We start from the raw sequence: 18,863 nt of genomic DNA on the forward strand, positions 1-18,863 counted from the left end.
CGGCACGCGTGTGCCGGCTGCCATCATTCACGAGAGGCTGATTTCATGGGGAACGAAATGCTTGAAACCGCGACGCTCGGAGGCGGGTGTTTCTGGTGCACGGAGGCCGTGTTTCTCGACGTCGACGGCGTGACGGCCGTCCAGTCGGGTTACGCGGGCGGCCATACGCGCAATCCGGGCTATCGCGACATCTGCGAAGGCGACACGGGCCACGCGGAAGTCGTCAACGTGACGTTCGACCCGGCGCGCATCCGTTATCGCGAGATCCTCGAGATTTTCTTCGCGACGCACGATCCGACCCAGTTGAACCGGCAGGGCAACGACGTCGGCACGCAATACCGGTCGGTCGTGTTCACGCACTCGGATGCGCAGCGCGATACGGCGCTCGACGTGATCCGCGAGCTCGAGCGCGAACAGGTGTTCGGCCAGCCGATCGTCACGCAGGTCGTGCCGCTCGACGGCAACTACTGGCCGGCCGAGGACTATCATCAGAACTATTACGCGCGCAACCCGGGGCAGGGCTATTGCTCGGTCGTGATCGGGCCGAAGCTCGCGAAATTCCGGCAGAAGTTCTCGCACCGGCTGAAGTCGCTGCGCGGCGCCTGAGCGTCGGCCGCGGCAACCGGCGTCACGCCGCCTCGTTGCGCCACTGCGCGCACGCGGCGGCGATTTCGCGTGCGAGCGCGAGGCATGACAGCGGCGCCGAGCCTTCCGCCTTGTTGTTGATCGTGATGATCACCGGCTGCCCGGCCAGCGCGTAGCGCGCGGCCAGTTCGGCGAGCGCCGAGCGCGTGGCCGGATCCTCGTCGACGAGCTTGTCGAACGGCTCGTATTTCGCTTTCGCCTGCTCGTACTTGAAGCCGCCGTGCAGGCTCCAGCGCACGATCAGCGGGCCCGGCGCGTCGCCGTCGAGCAGCGCGAGCGCGGCGGCCTGGCGCAGCGGGTCGGGCATCCGCGCGTGCAGGCCGACGCAGTAGCGCACGCCGAGCGCGGCCAGTGCGCGGATGAAGCGCGGCGTGAGCAGGCTCGCGTCGCGGATCTCGATTGCATAGCGCGTGCCGTCGGCGTCCGGCGGCAACGGCGGCAGCGCCGCGAAGAACGCGGCGAGCCGGTCGATCAGCGCGGCCGGCTGCGCGAGCAGCTGATCGGGCAGCGGCGAGAACTGGAACACGAGCACGCCGGCTTTCCGGCCGAGCCCGTCGAGGCACGGCTGGACGAATTCGCGGGTCGCGAGCGGCGCATCGAGGAACGTCGGGTTCGGCCCGGACGGTTCGCCGCGCCGGCCGCGGATCACCGCGTCGGTCACCGCGGCCGGCGCCTTCACGACGAAGCGGAAATCGTCGGGCACCTGCTGCGCGTAGCGCAGATAATCGGCCACCGACAGCGGGCCGTAGAACGACCGGTCGAGGCTCACGCTTTTCAGCAGCGGATGCGTGCCATACGCTTCGAGCCCTTCGCGCGACAACTTCGTCTGCGCGAAGTCGCCGTCGTAGACGATGCCGTTCCAGCCGGGGAAATACCACGACGACGTGCCGAGCCGCACGTTCGGCGGCAGGCCGGCCGCGACTTCGGCAACGTCCGCCGAGATCGGCGCGGGCAGCACGCCGCGCTTGCGGCGGCCTTTCTTTGGCGGGGCGACCGCCGACGGCGGTTCGTCCCACAGCAGGCCGGACGACGGGGCGGGGGCGTCTTCGGCGGCGGGGCGGGCGGTCGTACGGGCGGGCGGCGCCGGTCGAGGGTCTTTCGCTGCGTCCGGCGTCACGGGCTCGTCGGGGCTGACGGAGCGGTCGCCGTCCAACGGCGACGTGCGTGCGGCGTCCGTCGGCACGCCGAACAGGTCGAACTGTCCGTCGGCGTGCGACTCGTCGGCGTCGTCGTGCCGCTGTCGTTGCGGCGGCGCCCTGCGCCGCGCCCTGCCGTCACCCATGCATGCCCAGCGTGATGCGCCGCCTAGCGCGGCAGCGCGTGTTCGTACATATAGCGCCGCGACCACGGCAGCGTTTTCGCGCTGCGCCCGGCCTTGCGGCACACGATCTGGAAGATCGACACGTCGTCGTGCTCGAAAGCATACGCGCAGCCGGCGAGATACACGCGCCAGATGCGGAATTTTTCGTCGTCGACGAGCTTTCGCGCTTCCTCGGCTTTCGCCTCGAAGTTTTCCGTCCAGATGTCGAGCGTGCGCGCATAGTGCCGGCGCAGGCTTTCGACGTCAACCGCCTCGAGCCCGCCGCGCTGCGCCGCTTCGAGCGCGAGGCTGATGTGCGGGAGCTCGCCGTCGGGGAACACGTAGCGGTCGATGAATTCGCCGCCGCCGAGCGCGGTTTCGCCGCTTTCCGCGTCGGTCGACGTGATCCCGTGGTTCATCGCGATGCCGTCGTCGGTCAGCAGCTCGCGGATGCGCGAGAAATAGAGCGGCAGGTTCTTGCGCCCGACGTGCTCGAACATCCCGACGCTCGTGATGCGGTCGAACTGGCCTTCGATCTCGCGGTAATCCTGCAGACGAATCTCGATCCTGTCTTCCAGCCCCGCCGCCTTCACGCGCGCGGTCGCGAGGTCGAACTGGTTCTGCGACAGCGTCACGCCGAGACACGTCGCGCCGAACTTCTGCGCGGCGCGCAACACGAGCGCGCCCCAGCCGCAGCCGATGTCGAGCAGGCGCTGGCCGGGCTGCAGCTGGATCTTCGTCAGGATGTGGTCGATCTTCTTGATCTGCGCGGTGGCGAGATCCTCGTCGCCGTTCTCGAAGTACGCGCACGAGTACACCATGTTCTCGTCGAGCCACAGCTTGTAGAACTCGTTCGAGACGTCGTAGTGGTACTGAATCGCTTTCTTGTCGGTGCTCTTCGTGTGATTGAAGTAGCGCTTCACGCGTGCGAGCTTGCTCGCGCTCGTCACGGTGCTGCGCGCGAGCGAGTAGCCGATGTTGATGATGTCCGACAGCTTGCCTTCGATGTCGATCTTGCCCTTCACGTATGCCTCGCCGAGATTGTCGAGGCTCGGTTCGAGCAGCAGCGGCAGCGCCGACGCGCTGTTCACCTTCAGCGTGACCTGCGGCGCGCTGAAGGTGCCGAAATCGAGTTGATCGCCGTTCCACAGCACGAGGCGCGCCGGTATGTTCGCTTTCGCCCGTACTTCGTCCGCCCACTGTGCCAGCTTCTTTTCCCAGAACATTTGGATTCTCCGTTTGTTCGTTGAATCGAATACAGCCAAGTATCTTGACCGGCGCCCGCCGCGTGCGGCGCGGGCGCCCGGATGCAACCCGGAACACGACCGGCATGCGCCGGCGCCGCGCTTACGGCGACAGGCGCGAGATCGTCCAGCCCGACGCCGCCGCGGTGTCGCGCGTATAGAGCAGGCGGTCGTGCAGCCGCGACGGGCGCCCCTGCCAGAACTCGATCGCGTCGGGCACGAGGCGATAGCCGCCCCAGTGCGGCGGGCGCGGCGGGTTGTCGCCATAGCGTTCGCCGACGGCCTTTTCGCGCGCTTCGAGCGTCGCGCGGCTGTCGATCACGGTGCTCTGGTCCGACGCCCACGCGCCGATGCGCGAGCCGAGCGGGCGCGACGCGAAATAGCGGTCGCTTTCTTCCGCGCTGGTTTTCTCGATCCGCCCTTCGATGCGTACCTGGCGCTCGAGCTCGATCCAGTAGAACAGCAGCGCGGCGTGCGGATGCACGGCCAGATCGTGCCCCTTGCGGCTTTCGTAATTGGTGAAGAAGACGAACCCGCGTTCGTCGACGCCCTTGATGAGCACGATCCGGGCCGACGGCCGGCCGTCGGCGCCGACGGTCGCGAGCGTCATCGTGTTCGGCTCGGGCAGCTTGGCGGCGAGCGCCTCCTTGAACCAGCGATCGAACTGGGCGAAGGGGTCGGGGGCGGCATCGGCTTCGTCGAGCGAAGCGCGCGAATAGTTGATCCGAAGATCGGCGAGAGTCGTCATGTTATGCAAACGCTTCAATCTGGGGCCAGTATAGCGAACGCGCGAGAATCGTGCGTGCACGGTAGCGCGTGCGAGCGGGGAGTTCAGGCAGAATAGAGGGCTGCACGACTTACGTTTTCCTTGCTGCCATGTCCGCCGCCGACGCCGCCCCGCCCAGTTCTTCCGATCTTACCCCGACCCCGGAAATCCAGCTTGACGTGGATCGCGCGCGGCGTTTCGGCGGCGTCGCGCGCCTGTACGGCGCGCCGGCGGCCGCCGCGTTCGAGCGGGCGCACGTCGCGGTGATCGGAATCGGCGGCGTCGGGTCGTGGGTGGCCGAGGCGCTCGCGCGCAACGCGGTCGGCACGTTGACGCTGATCGATCTCGACAACGTCGCGGAAAGCAACACGAACCGGCAGATCCATGCGCTCGACGGCAATTACGGCAAGCCGAAGGTCGACGCGATGGCCGAGCGCATCGCGCTGATCGATCCCGCATGCCGCGTGAACCGCGTCGAAGATTTCGTCGAGTCCGACAATTTCGACGCGCTGCTCGGCGGCGGCTTCGACTACGTGATCGATGCGATCGACAGCGTGCGCACGAAGGTCGCGCTGATCGCGTGGTGCGTCGCGAAACGGCAGCCGTTGATCGTCGTCGGCGGCGCGGGCGGGCAGCTCGACCCGACGCGCATCCGCATCGACGATCTCGCGCTGACGATTCAGGATCCGCTGCTGTCGAAGGTCCGCGCGCAGCTGCGCAAGCAGCACGGCTTTCCGCGCGGGCCGAAGGCGCGCTTCAAGGTCAGCGCCGTGTATTCGGACGAGCCGCTGATCTATCCGGAAGCGGCGGCCTGCGACATCGAGGACGGCGCCGAGCCGTCCGCGGCCGCGCATGTCGCGGGGCTCAACTGTGCGGGCTTCGGTTCGAGCGTGTGCGTGACCGCGAGCTTCGGTTTCGCGGCGGCCGCGCATGCGCTGCGGGCGATCGCGGCACGGGCGGCCGGCTGAGCGTGCGGCGCGCGGGCACGCAAGGACGATGCCGCGGCGCGGGCGACGTGCCGCGAGCGATAGGCCGATGCGGCCGGGCCGTGGCGGCCCGGCCGGTCGCGCGTCGGGTCAGTTGAGCGCCATGCTCAGCTTGCGTCGCCACGCGGCGACGAGGTCGGGGCGATCGCCGGCCAGTTCGAACACCGAGATCATCGTGCGGCGGCCGAGATCGTCGCCGTACGCGCGATCGCGCGTCACGATTTCCAGCAACTGCTCCAGCGCCCCTTCGTACGCGCGCCGCGCGATCAGGCTCTGCGCGAGGTCGAAGCGCGCATCGAGATCGGCCGGGTTCGCCGCGATGCGCGCCTCGAGCGCGTCGGTTGGCGGCAGGTCGGCCGTGGCGTCGAGCGCGTCGAAACGGGTCTTGATCGCCTGGTAGCGCGGGTCGCCGTTCTGCACGGTTTGCGGCGACAGGCGCTCGGTCTCCGCGCGTGCGGCATCGACTTCGTTGCGCGCGAGCAGTAGCTCGATCAGGTCGAGGCGCGCGTCGTCGTAGCCGGGGTTCAGCGCGAGCGCCGCTTCGAGGTGCGCGCGCGCATCGTCGAAGCGCTGTTCGGCCATCGCGTACTGCGCGGCGCGGCGTTCGGCTTCCTCGGGGGCCGGCAGCAGCCGGTCGAGGAACGCGCGCAACTGCCCTTCGGGCAGCACGCCGACGAACTGGTCGACCGGCCGCCCGTCGGCGAACGCGATCACGTGCGGGATGCTGCGCGTCTGGAAGTGCGCGGCGAGCTCCTGGTTCTCGTCGACGTTGACCTTCACGAGCTTCCAGCGGCCTGCGTAGTCGGCTTCGAGCTTTTCCAGCAGCGGGCCGAGCGTCTTGCAGGGGCCGCACCACGGCGCCCAGAAGTCGACCAGCACGGGCGTGTCCAGCGACGCCTCGATGACGTCTTTCTCGAATGTGGCAAGCGTGGTGTCCATGGCGTTCTCTTCCGTTCGAATATCGTCAGGGTGGGGGCGGTGCGCCGCTTTTTCAACGCGGCTTCGCTTCGGGCAGCGCAATCCATTCGGTCTCGCCGGGCACCTTGCCCATCTCCTGGCGCGTCCACGCCGCTTTCGCGCGTTCGATCGCGTCGCGGCTGCTCGCGACGAAATTCCACTCGATGAAGCGTTCGCCGTCCATCCGGTCGCCGCCGAGCAGCATCGCGCGCGCGCCGCTGCCGCTCGTCAGCGTGACGCTCGCGCCCGGCGCGAGCACGGCCATCCGTTCGGCCGGCACCGGCGCGCCGTCGATCGCGAGCTCGCCGTCGACCACGTAGACCGCGCGCTCCTCGTGCGACGCATCGAGTTCGAGCCGGCCGCCGGCCGCGAATTCGGCCGCGACGTACAGCGTGCGCGAGAACGTCGTCACGGGCGAGCGCAGCCCGAACGCGTCGCCGGCGATCACCGTCAGCGCCACGCCGTCTTCGTCCCGCTTGGGCAGCGTGTCGGCCGCGTGGTGCTCGAACGACGGCTCGGTCGTCTCGTGCGCTTTCGGCAGCGCGACCCAGGTCTGGATCCCGTGCACGGTGTGGCCGCTCGCGCGTTGCGCGTCGGGCGTGCGCTCCGAGTGGACGATCCCTCGGCCGGCCGTCATCCAGTTCACGTCGCCCGGCACGATTTCCTGCCGCGAGCCGAGGCTGTCGCGGTGCAGGATCGCGCCGTCGAACAGGTAGGTGACCGTCGCGAGCCCGATGTGCGGATGCGGGCGCACGTCGAGCCCCGTGCCGGCCGGCAGCATCGCGGGCCCCATGTGATCGAAGAAGATGAACGGGCCGACGAGGCGTGCGGCGAGCGCGGGCAGCGTGCGGCGCACCTGCAGGTTGCCGATGTCGCGCACGTGCGGCTTCAGCAAGGCTTTGATCGAGTCGGTCATGGCGGGCCTCGTGGGGAACGGCTGGATTGCCGGTCATTGTACTGGCGGCACGGCGGCGCGCGTGACGGGCTGCACGAAACGCGCGCGGCGCGATGCGGCCGCGGCGGGCACGCATCGTGCGGTGTCCACCGCGTCGCGCCAGCCGCTGCGCCCGCTGCCGATTCCATGCGCGCCGCGCGGGTATCCGGCGCGGCGGCGAAACCCGGTAGACTGACCGGCTTCACAACGACGATTCGACAATCGAGGAGACGCCGATGATGGCCCCGAAGGATCTGCTGCTCGCGCTGGTCGTGATTCTGGCGTGGGGCGTGAACTTCGTCGTGATCAAGGTCGGCCTGCACGGCATGCCGCCGATGCTGCTCGGCGCGCTGCGCTTCACGCTCGCGGCCGTGCCCGCGGTGTTCTTCGTGCGCCGGCCGCAGATTTCGTGGCGGCTGCTGGTGCTGTACGGCGCGACGATCCAGCTTGGCCAGTTCGTGTTCCTGTTCACCGGCATGTACGTCGGCATGCCGGCCGGCCTCGCGTCGCTCGTGCTGCAGTCGCAGGCGTTCTTCACGCTGGTGTTCGCGATGCTGTTCCTCGGCGAGCGGCTGCGCGTGCAGAACCTGATCGGGCTCGCGATCGCCGCGGGCGGCCTCGTCGTGATCGCCGCGCAGGGCGGCCGTGCGATGACGCTCGCGGGCTTCCTGCTGACGATCTGCTCGGCCGCGATGTGGGCCTTCGGCAATATCGTCACGAAGAAGGTCGGGAAGGCGAACCTCGTGTCGCTCGTCGTGTGGGCGAGCCTCGTGCCGCCCGTGCCGTTCTTCCTGCTGTCGCTGTGGTTCGAGGGGCCGCGGCGGATCGCGACCGCGCTCGCCGGGCTCGACGGCGCGTCGATCTTCGCGGTCGTCTATCTGGCGTTCGTCGCGACGCTGCTCGGCTACGGGCTGTGGAGCCGCCTGCTGTCGCGCTATCCGGCCGCGCAGGTCGCGCAGTTCTCGCTGCTGGTGCCGATCGTCGGGCTCGCGTCGTCGGCGTTGCTGCTCGACGAGCATCTGACGCAAGCGCAGCTGATCGGCGCCGCGCTCGTGATGGGCGGGCTCGCGGTGAACGTGTTCGGCGGGAAACTGCTGAGCCGCTTCGCGGCATCGTCGTGACGCGCCGGCACGCGCCGCGTGCCGGCGGCAGGGAACGGATGGCGCTCAGGCCATCCGGCTCTTCGCGAGCGGCGGATTCGCGGCGAAGTAGCGCTTGATGCCGCGGAAGATCGCGTCTGCCATCTCGTCGCGATAGCTGTCGTCGTTGAGCCGGCGCTCTTCGTCCGGGTTGCTGATGAACGCGGTCTCGACGAGGATCGACGGGATGTCGGGCGCCTTCAGCACCGCGAACCCGGCCTGCTCGACCGAGCCCTTGTGCAGCTTGTTGATGCCGCCCACTTCCTTCAGCACGTAGTTGCCGTAGCGCAGCGAATCGCGGATCTGCGCGGTCGTCGACATGTCGAACAGCGCGCGGCTGACTGCCGCGTCCTGGGTCTTGATGTTGATGCCGCCGATCAGGTCGGACGAGTTTTCCTTGTTCGCGAGCCAGCGCGCGGCGGCGCTCGATGCGCCGTGGTCGGACAGCGCGAACACCGACGAGCCGCGCGCGGACGGCGTCGTGAACGCGTCCGCGTGGATCGACACGAACAGATCCGCGCCGACGCGGCGCGCCTTCTGCACGCGCACGTTCAGCGGCACGAAGAAATCGGCGTCGCGCGTCATCATCGCGCGCATGTTCGGTGCGGCGTCGATCTTCGCGCGCAGCTTCTTCGCGATGTCGAGCGCGATGTGCTTCTCGTACGTGCCGTTGCCGCCGATCGCGCCCGGATCCTCGCCGCCGTGGCCCGGGTCGATCGCGACCGTCAGCAGGCGCACGGTGCCGCCCTTGCCCGATTTCGGCGCGGTGAACTTGTAGGTGTCGCCGTCGTCGTCGCTGTCGTCGCGGCGCGCGATGACGGGCGGCGGCTTGACGGCCGGCTTCGCGGGCGCCGACGGCGTGCCGGCGGCCGGCGGCGTGTGCGGCGCGGCCGGCGTGTTCTGTGCGAAACGCTGGAAGAATGCGTCGCTGTTGTCGCCGGCGGCGGGCGGCGGGGTGCCCGGGCCGGCCAGCGTGGACGGCGGCTGCATCTGCTGCGCGCGCGCGGTGTCGTTGAGCGCCTGTTCCTTGCGTTCCGTCTGCGCGATCAGGTCGGACAGCGGATCGGGCGCGACGGCCGGGTACAGGTCGAACACGAGCCGGTACTTGTACGTGCCGACGGGCGGCAGCGTGAACACCTGCGGCTTCACCGAGCCTTTCAGGTCGAACACCATCCGCACGACGTGCGGCTGATACTGGCCGACGCGCACCGACTGGATCTGCGGATCGTTCGGCGCGATCTTCGAGACGAGGTCGCGCAGCGCCTGGTCGAGATCGAGGCCGCTCAGGTCGACGACGAGACGGTCGGGGCCCTGCAGCAGTTGTTGGCTATTCTGCAGCGGCTGGTCGGATTCGATCGTGACGCGCGTGTAATCGCGTGCGGGCCACACGCGCACGCCGAGCACCGACGACGCGTGCGCGAGCCGCGGCGCGACGAGACCGAGCACCAGCGTCGACGCCCCCGCGCGCAGGATCTGACGGCGGCGCCAGTTGTGCGTCGCGGTGGCCGCCGATTCGATCGAGCGGAACGGTTTGATCAACATCTTTCGAGACATGCGTTTCCTGAAGCGCTGTACGCCCGGACGGTGAGGACGCGGCCGTCGCCGTCCACGTCGAGCGAGAAAACCAGATCGGGCACGCCGAGCAGGGCGCCCGCCTGTTGCGGCCATTCGACGAGGCAGATCGCGCTGGAATTGAAATATTCGCGAAAGCCTGCGTCCGACCATTCGGCCGGATCGTTGAATCGATACAGATCGAAGTGATAGACCTCGAGTTCCCCGTCGCTGCGTTCGAGCGCGTACGGCTCGACGAGCGTATAGGTCGGGCTGCGCACGCGCCCCTGGTGGCCGAGGCCGCGCAGGATCGCGCGCACGAGGGTCGTCTTGCCCGCGCCGAGATCGCCGACCAGCTGGATCTGCAGCCCGTCGAACGCGTGGGCGCGGTCGAGCGCGATGCGCGCGGCGTCGAGCGCGTGCGCGAAGCGGGTGCCGAAGGCCTCGGTCGCCGCTTCGTCGGCGAGCGCGATCACGCGCTCCGCGAGCGGGGCGGGCAGCATGGCGTGAGGCGGTTGGCTGGGCGTGGCTGGCATTCTCGTAAAATAGTGCGATGAACCGACTACCGGAACGCGCCGCATCCGACAGGCCTTCGACTCGTGCCGAAGGCGCGGCGCCGTGCGCGCTCGACGATGCGGTGTTGACTGCGCTCGCCGCTCGCATCAGGGCGTGGGGGCGCGAATTGGGTTTCGGGGCGATCGGCATCAGCGACACCGATCTCTCGGATGCCGAAGCGGGCCTCGCCGCCTGGCTGGAAGCCGGTTACCACGGCGAAATGGATTATATGGCGAAACATGGGATGAAACGCGCGCGGCCGGCCGAACTTGTGGCCGGTACGCGACGCGTGATCTCCGTGCGGCTCGCCTATTTACCGGCCCAAACGCTCGCTGACGACGAGCCCGGCGCGCTCGTGCCGCACGATTGGCGCGCGCGCGAACGCGCACGGCTCGACGATCCGCAGGCGGCCGTCGTGTCGATCTATGCACGCGGCCGCGACTATCACAAGGTGCTGCGCAACCGGCTGCAGACGCTCGCGGAGCGCATCGAGCACGAGATCGGCGGGTTCGGCTACCGCGTGTTCACCGATTCGGCGCCGGTGCTCGAAGTGGAGCTCGCGCAGAAGGCCGGGGTCGGCTGGCGCGGCAAGCACACGCTGCTGCTGCAGCGCGATGCCGGCTCGCTGTTCTTTCTCGGCGAGATCTACGTCGACCTGCCGCTGCCGACCGACGCGCGCACGTCGCCCGACACCGCGCCCGAGACGCCCGGCGCGCACTGCGGCAGTTGCACGCGCTGTATCGACGCATGCCCGACCGGCGCGATCGTCGAGCCGTACCGCGTCGATGCGCGCCGCTGCATCTCGTACCTGACGATCGAACTGAAAGGCAGCATCCCCGAGCCGCTGCGGCCGATGATCGGCAATCGCGTGTACGGCTGCGACGACTGCCAGCTCGTGTGTCCGTGGAACAAGTTCGCGCAGGCCGCGCCCGTCGCCGATTTCGACGTGCGGCACGGCCTCGACCGCGCGACGCTCGTCGAGCTGTTCGCGTGGGACGCGGACACGTTCGATACGCGGATGCAGGGCAGCGCGATCCGGCGCATCGGCTACGAAAGCTGGCTGCGCAATCTCGCGGTCGGGCTCGGCAATGCGCTGCGCGCGGGCGCGGACCGGCTCTCGCCGGCGGCGCGCGACGCGATTGTCGCCGCGCTGCGCGCGCGGGCCGACGATCCGTCGCCGGTCGTGCGCGAGCATGTCGAATGGGCGCTGCGAGCCGCGTGAAGGCGGCGTAAAGTGTCGTCGGCGCGCGGGCAGGGCCGCGCGCATCCCCCGGTCAGGAGAAGGCAATGTTCAACGCAGTGATCGACGCGCCGTTCGGCAAGGTCGGCATCCGCACGGATGCCGCGGTGGTGCGCGAGATCGTCTATCTGCCCGAGTCGATGAAGGCGGTCGAACCGGATTCGGCGCTCGCGAAGCGCGCGGTCCAGCAGATCGAACGTTATTTCGAGCGCGCGTCCGCGCGCTTCGACCTGCCGCTCGCCGACGTCGGCAGCGCATTCCAGCATCGCGTGTGGGACGTGATCAGCGACATCCCGCCCGGGACGGTGCTGACCTACGGCCAGGTCGCGAAGCGGATCGGCAGCGCGCCGCGCGCGGTCGGCCAGGCGTGCGGCGCGAACTACTTCCCGCTCGTGATTCCGTGCCATCGCGTCGTCGCGGCGGGCGGCCTCGGCGGGTTCGCGAACCACGACGACAACGGCTATTACCAGCGAGTGAAGCGCTGGCTGCTCGCGCACGAGGGCGTGCCATACCGATGAGCGAACCGATGATTTCCCCCGCGGCCGACGACGATGCCGTCGCGGCATCGCCCGCGCTGCTCGCGAGCCGCGCGTCGATCGACGTGTTCTGCGATGCGCTGTGGCTCGAACACGGGCTCGCGCGCAACACGCTCGACGCGTACCGGCGCGATCTGGTGCTGTTTTCCCGGTGGCTGGCCGCGACGCACGACGCGCCGCTCGACGCGGCCGACGAGGCGATGGTGACGGGCTACATCGCCGCACGCAGCGACGGCAAGGCGACGTCGTCGAACCGGCGGCTGTCCGTGTTCCGTCGCTATTACGGCTGGGCCGTGCGCGAGCATCGCGCGAGCGCCGACCCGACGCTGCGGATCACGTCCGCGAAACAGGGCGCGCGGTTCCCGTCGACGTTGTCGGAGGCGCAGGTCGAGGCGCTGCTCGGCGCGCCGGACATCGGCACGCCGCTCGGCCTGCGCGATCGCACGATGCTCGAGCTGATGTACGCGAGCGGGCTGCGCGTGAGCGAACTCGTGACGCTGAAGACGGTCGAGGTCGGCCTCAACGAAGGCGTCGTGCGGGTGATGGGCAAGGGCTCGAAGGAGCGGCTCGTGCCGTTCGGCGAAGTCGCGCACGGCTGGATCGAACGCTACCTGCGCGACGCGCGGCCGGCATTGCTCGGCGCGCGCGCGGCCGACGCGCTGTTCGTGACCGCGCGCGGCGACGGGATGACGCGCCAGCAGTTCTGGAACATCATCAAGCGTCACGCGCAGCAGGCCGACGTGCGCGCGCACCTGTCGCCGCACACGCTGCGGCACGCGTTCGCGACGCACCTGCTGAACCACGGCGCCGACCTGCGCGTCGTGCAATTGCTGCTCGGCCACAGCGACATCTCGACCACGCAGATCTATACGCACGTCGCGCGCGAGCGGCTGAAGACGCTGCATGCGGAGCACCACCCGCGCGGGTGATGCGCGACGCGCGTGCATTCGCGCGGCGCGGGCTGCGACCCGAACCCGCGATGCGCGGCGGCTGCGTCAGACCAGCTCGCGCAGCCGGTGCTTGAGCACCTTGCCGGTCGATGCGGCCGGCAGCGCATCGAGCACGCGGATGTGCGCGGGGCGTTTGTAAGCCGTGAGCCGCTCCGCGCACCACGCATGCAATGCCGCCTCGTCCGCCGCCGCGCCCGGCACCAGCTCGACGAACGCGAGCACTTCCTCGTTGCCGTCGATCGCCCGGCCGATCACGGCCGCCTGCACGACGTCCGGATGCGCGTTCAGCACCTGCTCGACCTCGACCGGATACACGTTGAAGCCCGAGCGGATGATCAGCTCCTTGCTGCGGCCCACGATCGTCACCGCGCCGTCCGCGCCCTGCCGCGCGAGATCGCCGGTGCTCAGCCAGCCGTCCGGCGACACGGCCGCGCGCGTCGCGTCCGTGTCGCGGTAGTAGCCGAGCATCACGTTCGGCCCGCGCACGCGGATCTCGCCGACTTCGCCCGGCGGCACGTCGGTGCCGTCCGGCGCGACGATCCGCATGTCGACGCCCGGAATCGGCACGCCGACCGAGCTGTCCGTGCGCGGCGCGTCGAGCGGCGTCTGCGTGATCGTCGGGCTGCTTTCGGTCATCCCGTAGCCGTTGTGCAGCGGCACGCCATACAGGCGCTCGACGCGCGCCTTCAGATTCGCATCGAGCGGCGAGCCGCCCGAATACGCGAAGCGCAGCCGCGGCGCGCGCCACGCATGGCGGTGCGTGTGCACGTGTTCGAGCAGCTTCGCGTGCATCGCGGGCACGCCCTGGAAGATCGTGACGCCTTCGTCGGCGAGCGCGATGCGCACGGCTTCCGGCGAGAAGCGCGGCGCGAGCCGCAGCGTCGCGCCCGCGTACAGGCTGCCCAGGCACACCGACGCGAGCCCGTACACGTGCGACACGGGCAGCACCGTGTAGACGACGTCGTCGGGCGACACGCGGCGCAGCATGCTCGACGTTGCCGCGATGAACAGCAGGTTGCGGTGCGACAGCATCACGCCTTTCGGCGTACCGGTCGTGCCGGTCGTGTAGATCAGCGCCGCGCATTGCGCGGCGCCGTCGGCGGCCACCGGTTCGGCCGGCGCGCCCGCATCGACCCGATACGACCACGCACCGATGTCGACCGGCAGCGCACCGGCGGGCGTCGCCCCGAGCCGCCCGGCATGGGCGCGCGCGTCGGCCGACGCGTCGCTCGTGAACGCGATCAGCTTCGGCCGCGCGTGCGCGGCGATCGCATCGAGCTCGGCGGCCGACAACCGCGCGTTCGACACGAGCGCCCACGCGTCGATGCGCGCGGCCGCGAACAGCAGCACGATCTGCGCGACGCAGTTTTCCGCGACGATCATCACGCGGTCGCCGCCTTGCACGCCGAGGCCCGCCAGCCGCGCGGCCGCCGCGTCGACGGCCTGCGCCAGCTCGCCGTACGACAGCCGGCGCGCATCCTCGATCAGCGCCGGATGCGCGGGCGACTGGGCGGCCCGGTGCGCCGGCACGTCGGCAATCCGACGCGGCAGCGCGGCGAGCAGCGCATCGACGTCGAGCGATTCGGATGCACGGATGGGCGAGGACATGGCGTCTCCAGATGATGGGCCGGCGACGGCCGACGATATTTGCGAACGATCGTGCCATGGCGGCGCGTGCGCGACAATCGGCCAATCGGACAATAGCGCTTCACGAAGTTCGCAACGATGATGGGCGCGATCGCGACGGCGATGCGGCGGGCCGGCGGAAAACGGGCCGCGAGTATACCGTCGGCGCGGGCACGCCATTGCGCGCCCGCCGATCGTTCGCCATTAAAATGCCGCCATGAGCAAATCCAGACACGTGTCCGAAACCCCCGCGACCCAGCTGCTGCGCCGTCATGGCGTCGCATTCGGCGAGCATCCGTACGAATACGTCGAGCACGGCGGCACCGGCGAATCGGCGCGCCAGCTCGGCGTCGACGAGCACAGCGTCGTGAAGACGCTCGTAATGGAAGACGAACACGCGAAGCCGCTGATCGTGCTGATGCACGGCGACCGCACCGTGTCGACGAAGAATCTCGCGCGGCAGATCGGCGCGAAGCGCGTCGAGCCATGCAAGCCCGAGGTCGCGAACCGCCATTCGGGCTATCTCGTCGGCGGCACGTCGCCGTTCGGCACGCGCAAGACGATGCCCGTCTACGTCGAGGCGACGATCCTCGAATTGCCGACGATCTATCTGAACGGCGGCCGGCGCGGCTACCTCGTCAGCCTCGCGCCGGCGGTGCTCACGTCGCTGCTCGGCGCGCAGCCCGTGCAATGCGCGAGCGTCGACTGAGGGTTTCACCTTCGTGGCACCTCGCGCCCGTTCGGTAGAATGGGCGCCGTTTCGGCCTGCCGGCTTGCCGCGCACGGCCGTCCCTTTCCCGATACGTTGAAAGAAGAGTCCTCCGCATGCAGATCCTGCTCGCCGCCCTCGTTGCCTACCTGATCGGTTCGGTGTCGTTCGCCGTCGTCGTCAGTTCCGTGATGGGCCTGGCCGACCCGCGTTCGTACGGGTCGAAGAATCCCGGCGCGACCAACGTGCTGCGCAGCGGCAACAAGAAGGCCGCGATCCTGACGCTCGTCGGCGACGCGTTCAAGGGCTGGATCGCCGTCTGGCTCGCCCGTCGCTTCGGCCTGCCCGACGTCGCGATCGCGTGGGTCGCGATCGCCGTGTTCCTCGGCCACCTGTACCCGGTGTTCTTCCGCTTCCAGGGCGGCAAGGGCGTCGCGACCGCGGCCGGCGTGCTGCTTGCCGTGCACCCGGTACTCGGGCTCGCGACCGCGCTGACCTGGCTGATCGTCGCATTCTTCTTCCGCTATTCGTCGCTCGCGGCGCTGGTGGCCGCCGTGTTCGCTCCGGTGTTCGACGTGTTCCTGTTCGGCATGCCGGGCCACAACCCGATCGCCTGGGCCGTGCTCGCGATGAGCGTGCTGCTCGTATGGCGTCACCGCGGCAACATTTCGAAGCTGCTCGCGGGGCAGGAGAGCCGGATCGGCGACAAGAAGAAGGCGGCCGCGGACGGCGGCGCGCAGGACGGCGGGAAAGCCTGAGAACGCGCGGCGCGGGCCGCGCGCCGGGCGCGCCGCGTATGCGGGCCCGGCTGGATGATGCGACGGGCCGGTTGCCGGTCAGTCGCGGAAGTTGTTGAAGTCGAGCGGCGTGTCGGTCACGTCCTTGCGCAGCATCGCGATCGTGCTCTGCAGGTCGTCGCGCTTCGCGCCCGAGATGCGCACCGCGTCGCCCTGGATGCTCGCCTGCACCTTGATCTTGCTGTCCTTCACGAGGCGCACGATCTTCTTCGCGAGGTCGCCCGTCACGCCTTTCTTCACGGTGACGATCTGCTTGACCTTGTCGCCGCCGATCTTCTCGACCTTGCCGTAGTCGAGGAAGCGCACGTCGACGTTGCGCTTGGCCAGCTTGCCGATCAGCACGTCCTTGACCTGGCCGAGCTTGAAATCGTCGTCGGCGAACAGCGTCAGCTCGCGTTCCTTCTGCTCGACGCGTGCGTCGGAGCCCTTGAAGTCGAAGCGCGTCGAGATTTCCTTGTTCGACTGCTCGATGGCGTTCTTCACTTCGATCATGTTCGCTTCGGAAACGACGTCGAACGATGGCATGGCATTCTCCCTTGAGATGCGGGCGCCCGGCTCGCGCGCGGGCACTCGCTATAATTGCGGACTGTTTGCCATTTTACCGATGCCCCTGCGTTTGCCCAAGGCCGGCCCTGCGCCGCCCGGGCCGACGCGACCGCGAATGCCGATGCCCCCTGACGATTCCGCCCTGTCGCTGCTTCCCGACCATCCGCTCGCCGCGCACAACACGTTCGGCATCGCCGCGCGCGCGCGCTTCGCCGCGCACATCACACAGGCGGCGCAGTTCGAGGCGCTGCATCGCGACCCGCGGCTCGCGAACCTGCCGCGGCTCGTGCTCGGCGGCGGCAGCAATATCGTGTTCACGCGCGATTTCGACGGCGTCGTGCTGCTCGACGAGATCGCGGGCCGCCGCGTCGTGCGCGAGGACGGCGATGCGTGGTACGTCGAGGCCGGCGGCGGCGAGAACTGGCACGCGTTCGTCGCGTGGACGCTCGAGCACGGGATGCCGGGCCTCGAGAATCTCGCGCTGATCCCGGGTACCGTCGGCGCCGCGCCGATCCAGAACATCGGCGCATACGGCCTCGAGATGAAGGCGTACTTCGATTCGCTGGTCGCGGTCGAGCTGGCGACGGGACGCCGCGAGCGTTTCGACGCCGCGCGCTGCGCGTTCGGTTACCGCGACAGCTTCTTCAAGCGGGACGGGCGCGGCCGGTTCGCGATCGTCGCGGTGACGTTCCGGCTGCCGAAGCAATGGACGCCGCGGCTCGGCTACGCGGACGTCACGCGCGAGCTCGACGCGCGCGGCATCGCGCCCGACGCGGCGACGCCGCGCGACGTGTTCGATGCGGTCGTCGCGATCCGCCGCGCGAAGCTGCCCGATCCGCTGGTGCTCGGCAATGCGGGCAGTTTCTTTAAGAATCCGGTGATTGGCGCCGCGCAGTTCGACGCGCTGCGCGCGCGGGTGCCCGACGTCGTGTCCTATCCGCAGCCGGACGGCCACGTGAAGCTCGCGGCCGGCTGGCTGATCGACCGCTGCGGCTGGAAGGGGCGCGCGCTCGGTGCGGCGGCTGTGCACGACCGCCAGGCGCTCGTGCTCGTCAATCGCGGCGGCGCGACGGGCGCCGACGTGCTCGCGCTGGCGCGGGCGATCCAGGCCGACGTGCGCGCGCGGTTCGGCGTCGAGCTGGAGCCGGAACCGGTCTGCCTGTAACGCAGCGCGCGCCGGTTTCGGCGCACCCAAACGAAAAGCGCCGATCGTCGACCGGCGCTTTTTTTACGCGTGTGCGCTGCCGCGCATCAGTGCTTCAGACGGCCGAGCAGCAGGAACTCCATCAGCGCCTTCTGCACGTGCAGGCGGTTTTCCGCTTCGTCCCACACGACGCTCTGCGGGCCGTCGATCACGCCGGCCGTCACTTCCTCGCCGCGGTGCGCGGGCAGGCAGTGCATGAAGAGCGCATCCGGATTCGCATGGCCCATCATTTCCTCGTCGACGCACCAGTCGGCGAATGCCTGCTTGCGCGCTTCGTTCTCGGCCTCGAAACCCATGCTCGTCCAGACGTCGGTCGTCACGAGATCGGCGCCCTTGCACGCTTCGTTCGGATCGTCGAACACCTCGTAGAACGGTGCGCTGTCGGGCGACACGAGCTTCATGTCGAGCGCATAGCCCGGCGGGGTGGACAGGCGCAGCTTGAAGCCGAGGATCTGCGCGGCTTCGATCCACGTGTAGAGCATGTTGTTCGCGTCGCCGACCCACGCGACGGTCTTGCCGGCGATCGGGCCGCGGTGCTCGTAGTACGTGAAGATGTCGGCGAGCACCTGGCACGGGTGGTATTCGTTCGTCAGGCCGTTGATCACCGGCACGCGGGAATTCTGCGCGAAGCGCGTGATCACGTCCTGCTCGAACGTGCGGATCATGATGATGTCGACCATCCGCGAGATGACCTGCGCGGAATCCTCGACGGGCTCGCCGCGGCCGAGCTGCGTGTCGCGCGTGCTCATGAACACGGCGTGGCCGCCGAGCTGGAAGATCCCGGCCTCGAACGACAGGCGCGTGCGCGTCGAGCTCTTCTCGAAGATCATCGCGAGCGTGCGGTCGTGCAGCGGGTGATAGGTCTCGTAGTTCTTGAACTTGCGCTTCAGGATACCCGTGCGTTCGAGCACGTACTCGTAGTCTTCCAGCGAGAAATCCTTGAACTGCAGGTAGTGACGAATGGTTTTGGCGGTCATGAAACGAAATACGGCGGGTCTCACCCGGCAGCGAGGCCGGACGGCGCCGCCGTCGGGTGTGGATAACTCAAAGCAGCATAAAGGATTTTCCGTGCTTTGACGAGCCGTGGCGCGACGCGGGGCAGCGTCGCCGCGCGTGGCCGGCGGTGCGGGTAGACGGGCGTCGGGACGACGCGCGATGGCGCGCTGCGGTATAATCCA

The 18,863-nt window shown here is 69.1% G+C and carries 19 protein-coding genes; 9 read left to right on the top strand and 10 right to left on the bottom strand.

Annotated elements, in window-relative coordinates; translation table 11 throughout:
- Window positions 1-45: 45 nt before the first annotated feature.
- Window positions 46-606 carry a peptide-methionine (S)-S-oxide reductase MsrA gene (gene msrA / locus WS64_RS14500; protein ID WP_060966732.1) on the top strand — a complete coding sequence of 187 codons (561 nt, stop codon included), beginning with the start codon at window positions 46-48 and terminating at the stop codon, window positions 604-606.
- Window positions 607-628: 22 nt separating this feature from the next.
- Here msrA and WS64_RS14505 read toward each other — a convergent pair whose 3' ends face one another.
- The 3 genes from WS64_RS14505 to pdxH form a co-directional block, all read right to left on the bottom strand.
- On the bottom strand, window positions 629-1,927 hold the full coding sequence (locus tag WS64_RS14505) for a DUF72 domain-containing protein (RefSeq protein ID WP_060966733.1): 1,299 nt from the start codon (window positions 1,925-1,927) through the stop codon (window positions 629-631).
- Window positions 1,928-1,950: 23 nt separating this feature from the next.
- Window positions 1,951-3,171: an SAM-dependent methyltransferase gene (locus WS64_RS14510; RefSeq protein WP_059609116.1), complete on the bottom strand. Its 1,221-nt coding sequence runs from the start codon at window positions 3,169-3,171 to the stop codon at window positions 1,951-1,953.
- A 121-nt stretch (window positions 3,172-3,292) separates the two neighbouring features.
- Entirely contained in the window at window positions 3,293-3,937 is a 645-nt protein-coding gene (gene pdxH, locus WS64_RS14515; RefSeq protein WP_059644820.1) for a pyridoxamine 5'-phosphate oxidase, read from the bottom strand.
- A gap of 128 nt (window positions 3,938-4,065) precedes the next feature.
- Here pdxH and WS64_RS14520 point away from each other — a divergent pair, with 128 nt between their 5' ends.
- Window positions 4,066-4,923 (top strand): tRNA threonylcarbamoyladenosine dehydratase, encoded by an 858-nt coding sequence (locus WS64_RS14520; protein WP_059644822.1) that lies wholly within the window; start codon window positions 4,066-4,068, stop codon window positions 4,921-4,923.
- A gap of 108 nt (window positions 4,924-5,031) precedes the next feature.
- On the opposite strand, the gene trxA is transcribed toward WS64_RS14520, so the two are convergent.
- Entirely contained in the window at window positions 5,032-5,880 is an 849-nt protein-coding gene (gene trxA, locus WS64_RS14525; RefSeq protein ID WP_059578420.1) for a thioredoxin, read from the bottom strand.
- Window positions 5,881-5,932: 52 nt separating this feature from the next.
- The gene (locus WS64_RS14530; protein ID WP_059578417.1) at window positions 5,933-6,814 is read right to left on the bottom strand and encodes a pirin family protein; all 882 of its coding nucleotides are present in this window, start codon (window positions 6,812-6,814) and stop codon (window positions 5,933-5,935) included.
- Window positions 6,815-7,071: 257 nt separating this feature from the next.
- Between WS64_RS14530 and WS64_RS14540 the strand changes: the two genes are divergently transcribed.
- The gene (locus WS64_RS14540; RefSeq protein ID WP_179231749.1) at window positions 7,072-7,953 is read left to right on the top strand and encodes an EamA family transporter; all 882 of its coding nucleotides are present in this window, start codon (window positions 7,072-7,074) and stop codon (window positions 7,951-7,953) included.
- 45 nt (window positions 7,954-7,998) lie between these two features.
- Here the strand turns inward: WS64_RS14540 and WS64_RS14545 are convergent, their stop codons facing one another.
- Window positions 7,999-9,525, bottom strand: a complete 1,527-nt coding sequence (locus WS64_RS14545) for an N-acetylmuramoyl-L-alanine amidase (protein ID WP_059644831.1) — start codon at window positions 9,523-9,525, stop codon at window positions 7,999-8,001.
- Window positions 9,507-10,058 carry a tRNA (adenosine(37)-N6)-threonylcarbamoyltransferase complex ATPase subunit type 1 TsaE gene (tsaE, locus tag WS64_RS14550; protein WP_059578407.1) on the bottom strand — a complete coding sequence of 184 codons (552 nt, stop codon included), beginning with the start codon at window positions 10,056-10,058 and terminating at the stop codon, window positions 9,507-9,509. The genes WS64_RS14545 and tsaE overlap by 19 nt, the downstream gene beginning before the upstream one ends.
- A gap of 17 nt (window positions 10,059-10,075) precedes the next feature.
- Here tsaE and queG point away from each other — a divergent pair, with 17 nt between their 5' ends.
- From queG to xerD, 3 genes are all read left to right on the top strand, one after another.
- Window positions 10,076-11,299 carry a tRNA epoxyqueuosine(34) reductase QueG gene (gene queG, locus WS64_RS14555; protein ID WP_060966735.1) on the top strand — a complete coding sequence of 408 codons (1,224 nt, stop codon included), beginning with the start codon at window positions 10,076-10,078 and terminating at the stop codon, window positions 11,297-11,299.
- Between the two features lie 65 nt (window positions 11,300-11,364).
- The gene (locus WS64_RS14560; RefSeq protein ID WP_059578402.1) at window positions 11,365-11,835 is read left to right on the top strand and encodes a methylated-DNA--[protein]-cysteine S-methyltransferase; all 471 of its coding nucleotides are present in this window, start codon (window positions 11,365-11,367) and stop codon (window positions 11,833-11,835) included.
- Window positions 11,832-12,782, top strand: a complete 951-nt coding sequence (xerD, locus tag WS64_RS14565; protein ID WP_060966736.1) for a site-specific tyrosine recombinase XerD — start codon at window positions 11,832-11,834, stop codon at window positions 12,780-12,782. The genes WS64_RS14560 and xerD overlap by 4 nt, the downstream gene beginning before the upstream one ends.
- A 66-nt stretch (window positions 12,783-12,848) precedes the next feature.
- Here the strand turns inward: xerD and WS64_RS14570 are convergent, their stop codons facing one another.
- Window positions 12,849-14,411, bottom strand: coding sequence for a class I adenylate-forming enzyme family protein (locus tag WS64_RS14570; protein ID WP_060966737.1), 1,563 nt, complete (start codon window positions 14,409-14,411; stop codon window positions 12,849-12,851).
- A gap of 235 nt (window positions 14,412-14,646) precedes the next feature.
- Between WS64_RS14570 and ybaK the strand changes: the two genes are divergently transcribed.
- Both ybaK and plsY read left to right on the top strand, forming a co-directional pair.
- Complete coding sequence (gene ybaK, locus WS64_RS14575) at window positions 14,647-15,138, top strand: Cys-tRNA(Pro) deacylase (protein WP_012329097.1); 492 nt, start codon at window positions 14,647-14,649, stop codon at window positions 15,136-15,138.
- A gap of 116 nt (window positions 15,139-15,254) precedes the next feature.
- On the top strand, window positions 15,255-15,896 hold the full coding sequence (gene plsY / locus WS64_RS14580) for a glycerol-3-phosphate 1-O-acyltransferase PlsY (RefSeq protein WP_059644845.1): 642 nt from the start codon (window positions 15,255-15,257) through the stop codon (window positions 15,894-15,896).
- A 78-nt stretch (window positions 15,897-15,974) separates the two neighbouring features.
- On the opposite strand, the gene WS64_RS14585 is transcribed toward plsY, so the two are convergent.
- Window positions 15,975-16,460 (bottom strand): YajQ family cyclic di-GMP-binding protein, encoded by a 486-nt coding sequence (locus WS64_RS14585; RefSeq protein WP_034208219.1) that lies wholly within the window; start codon window positions 16,458-16,460, stop codon window positions 15,975-15,977.
- 136 nt (window positions 16,461-16,596) lie between these two features.
- On the opposite strand from WS64_RS14585, the gene murB reads away from it, so the two are divergent.
- Window positions 16,597-17,646 carry a UDP-N-acetylmuramate dehydrogenase gene (gene murB, locus WS64_RS14590; RefSeq protein ID WP_060966738.1) on the top strand — a complete coding sequence of 350 codons (1,050 nt, stop codon included), beginning with the start codon at window positions 16,597-16,599 and terminating at the stop codon, window positions 17,644-17,646.
- An 86-nt stretch (window positions 17,647-17,732) separates the two neighbouring features.
- Here the strand turns inward: murB and argF are convergent, their stop codons facing one another.
- On the bottom strand, window positions 17,733-18,662 hold the full coding sequence (gene argF / locus WS64_RS14595) for an ornithine carbamoyltransferase (protein ID WP_006482207.1): 930 nt from the start codon (window positions 18,660-18,662) through the stop codon (window positions 17,733-17,735).
- Window positions 18,663-18,863 lie beyond the last annotated feature (201 nt).

Source organism: Burkholderia anthina, from assembly GCF_001547525.1.
GTDB lineage: Bacteria > Pseudomonadota > Gammaproteobacteria > Burkholderiales > Burkholderiaceae > Burkholderia > Burkholderia semiarida.

What these genes read in the sequence shown, in the direction of transcription:
- WS64_RS14510 (WP_059609116.1), bottom strand. Translation starts at nt 3,171, where the DNA reads ATGTTCTGGGAAAAGAAGCTGGCACAGTGGGCGGACGAAGTACGGGCG.
- plsY (WP_059644845.1), top strand. Translation starts at nt 15,255, where the DNA reads ATGCAGATCCTGCTCGCCGCCCTCGTTGCCTACCTGATCGGTTCGGTG.
- WS64_RS14545 (WP_059644831.1), bottom strand. Translation starts at nt 9,525, where the DNA reads ATGTCTCGAAAGATGTTGATCAAACCGTTCCGCTCGATCGAATCGGCG.
- queG (WP_060966735.1), top strand. Translation starts at nt 10,076, where the DNA reads ATGAACCGACTACCGGAACGCGCCGCATCCGACAGGCCTTCGACTCGT.
- tsaE (WP_059578407.1), bottom strand. Translation starts at nt 10,058, where the DNA reads ATGCCAGCCACGCCCAGCCAACCGCCTCACGCCATGCTGCCCGCCCCG.
- WS64_RS14520 (WP_059644822.1), top strand. Translation starts at nt 4,066, where the DNA reads ATGTCCGCCGCCGACGCCGCCCCGCCCAGTTCTTCCGATCTTACCCCG.
- argF (WP_006482207.1), bottom strand. Translation starts at nt 18,662, where the DNA reads ATGACCGCCAAAACCATTCGTCACTACCTGCAGTTCAAGGATTTCTCG.
- murB (WP_060966738.1), top strand. Translation starts at nt 16,597, where the DNA reads ATGCCGATGCCCCCTGACGATTCCGCCCTGTCGCTGCTTCCCGACCAT.
- WS64_RS14505 (WP_060966733.1), bottom strand. Translation starts at nt 1,927, where the DNA reads ATGGGTGACGGCAGGGCGCGGCGCAGGGCGCCGCCGCAACGACAGCGG.
- ybaK (WP_012329097.1), top strand. Translation starts at nt 14,647, where the DNA reads ATGAGCAAATCCAGACACGTGTCCGAAACCCCCGCGACCCAGCTGCTG.
- xerD (WP_060966736.1), top strand. Translation starts at nt 11,832, where the DNA reads ATGAGCGAACCGATGATTTCCCCCGCGGCCGACGACGATGCCGTCGCG.
- WS64_RS14585 (WP_034208219.1), bottom strand. Translation starts at nt 16,460, where the DNA reads ATGCCATCGTTCGACGTCGTTTCCGAAGCGAACATGATCGAAGTGAAG.
- trxA (WP_059578420.1), bottom strand. Translation starts at nt 5,880, where the DNA reads ATGGACACCACGCTTGCCACATTCGAGAAAGACGTCATCGAGGCGTCG.
- msrA (WP_060966732.1), top strand. Translation starts at nt 46, where the DNA reads ATGGGGAACGAAATGCTTGAAACCGCGACGCTCGGAGGCGGGTGTTTC.
- WS64_RS14530 (WP_059578417.1), bottom strand. Translation starts at nt 6,814, where the DNA reads ATGACCGACTCGATCAAAGCCTTGCTGAAGCCGCACGTGCGCGACATC.
- pdxH (WP_059644820.1), bottom strand. Translation starts at nt 3,937, where the DNA reads ATGACGACTCTCGCCGATCTTCGGATCAACTATTCGCGCGCTTCGCTC.
- WS64_RS14540 (WP_179231749.1), top strand. Translation starts at nt 7,072, where the DNA reads ATGGCCCCGAAGGATCTGCTGCTCGCGCTGGTCGTGATTCTGGCGTGG.
- WS64_RS14570 (WP_060966737.1), bottom strand. Translation starts at nt 14,411, where the DNA reads ATGTCCTCGCCCATCCGTGCATCCGAATCGCTCGACGTCGATGCGCTG.
- WS64_RS14560 (WP_059578402.1), top strand. Translation starts at nt 11,365, where the DNA reads ATGTTCAACGCAGTGATCGACGCGCCGTTCGGCAAGGTCGGCATCCGC.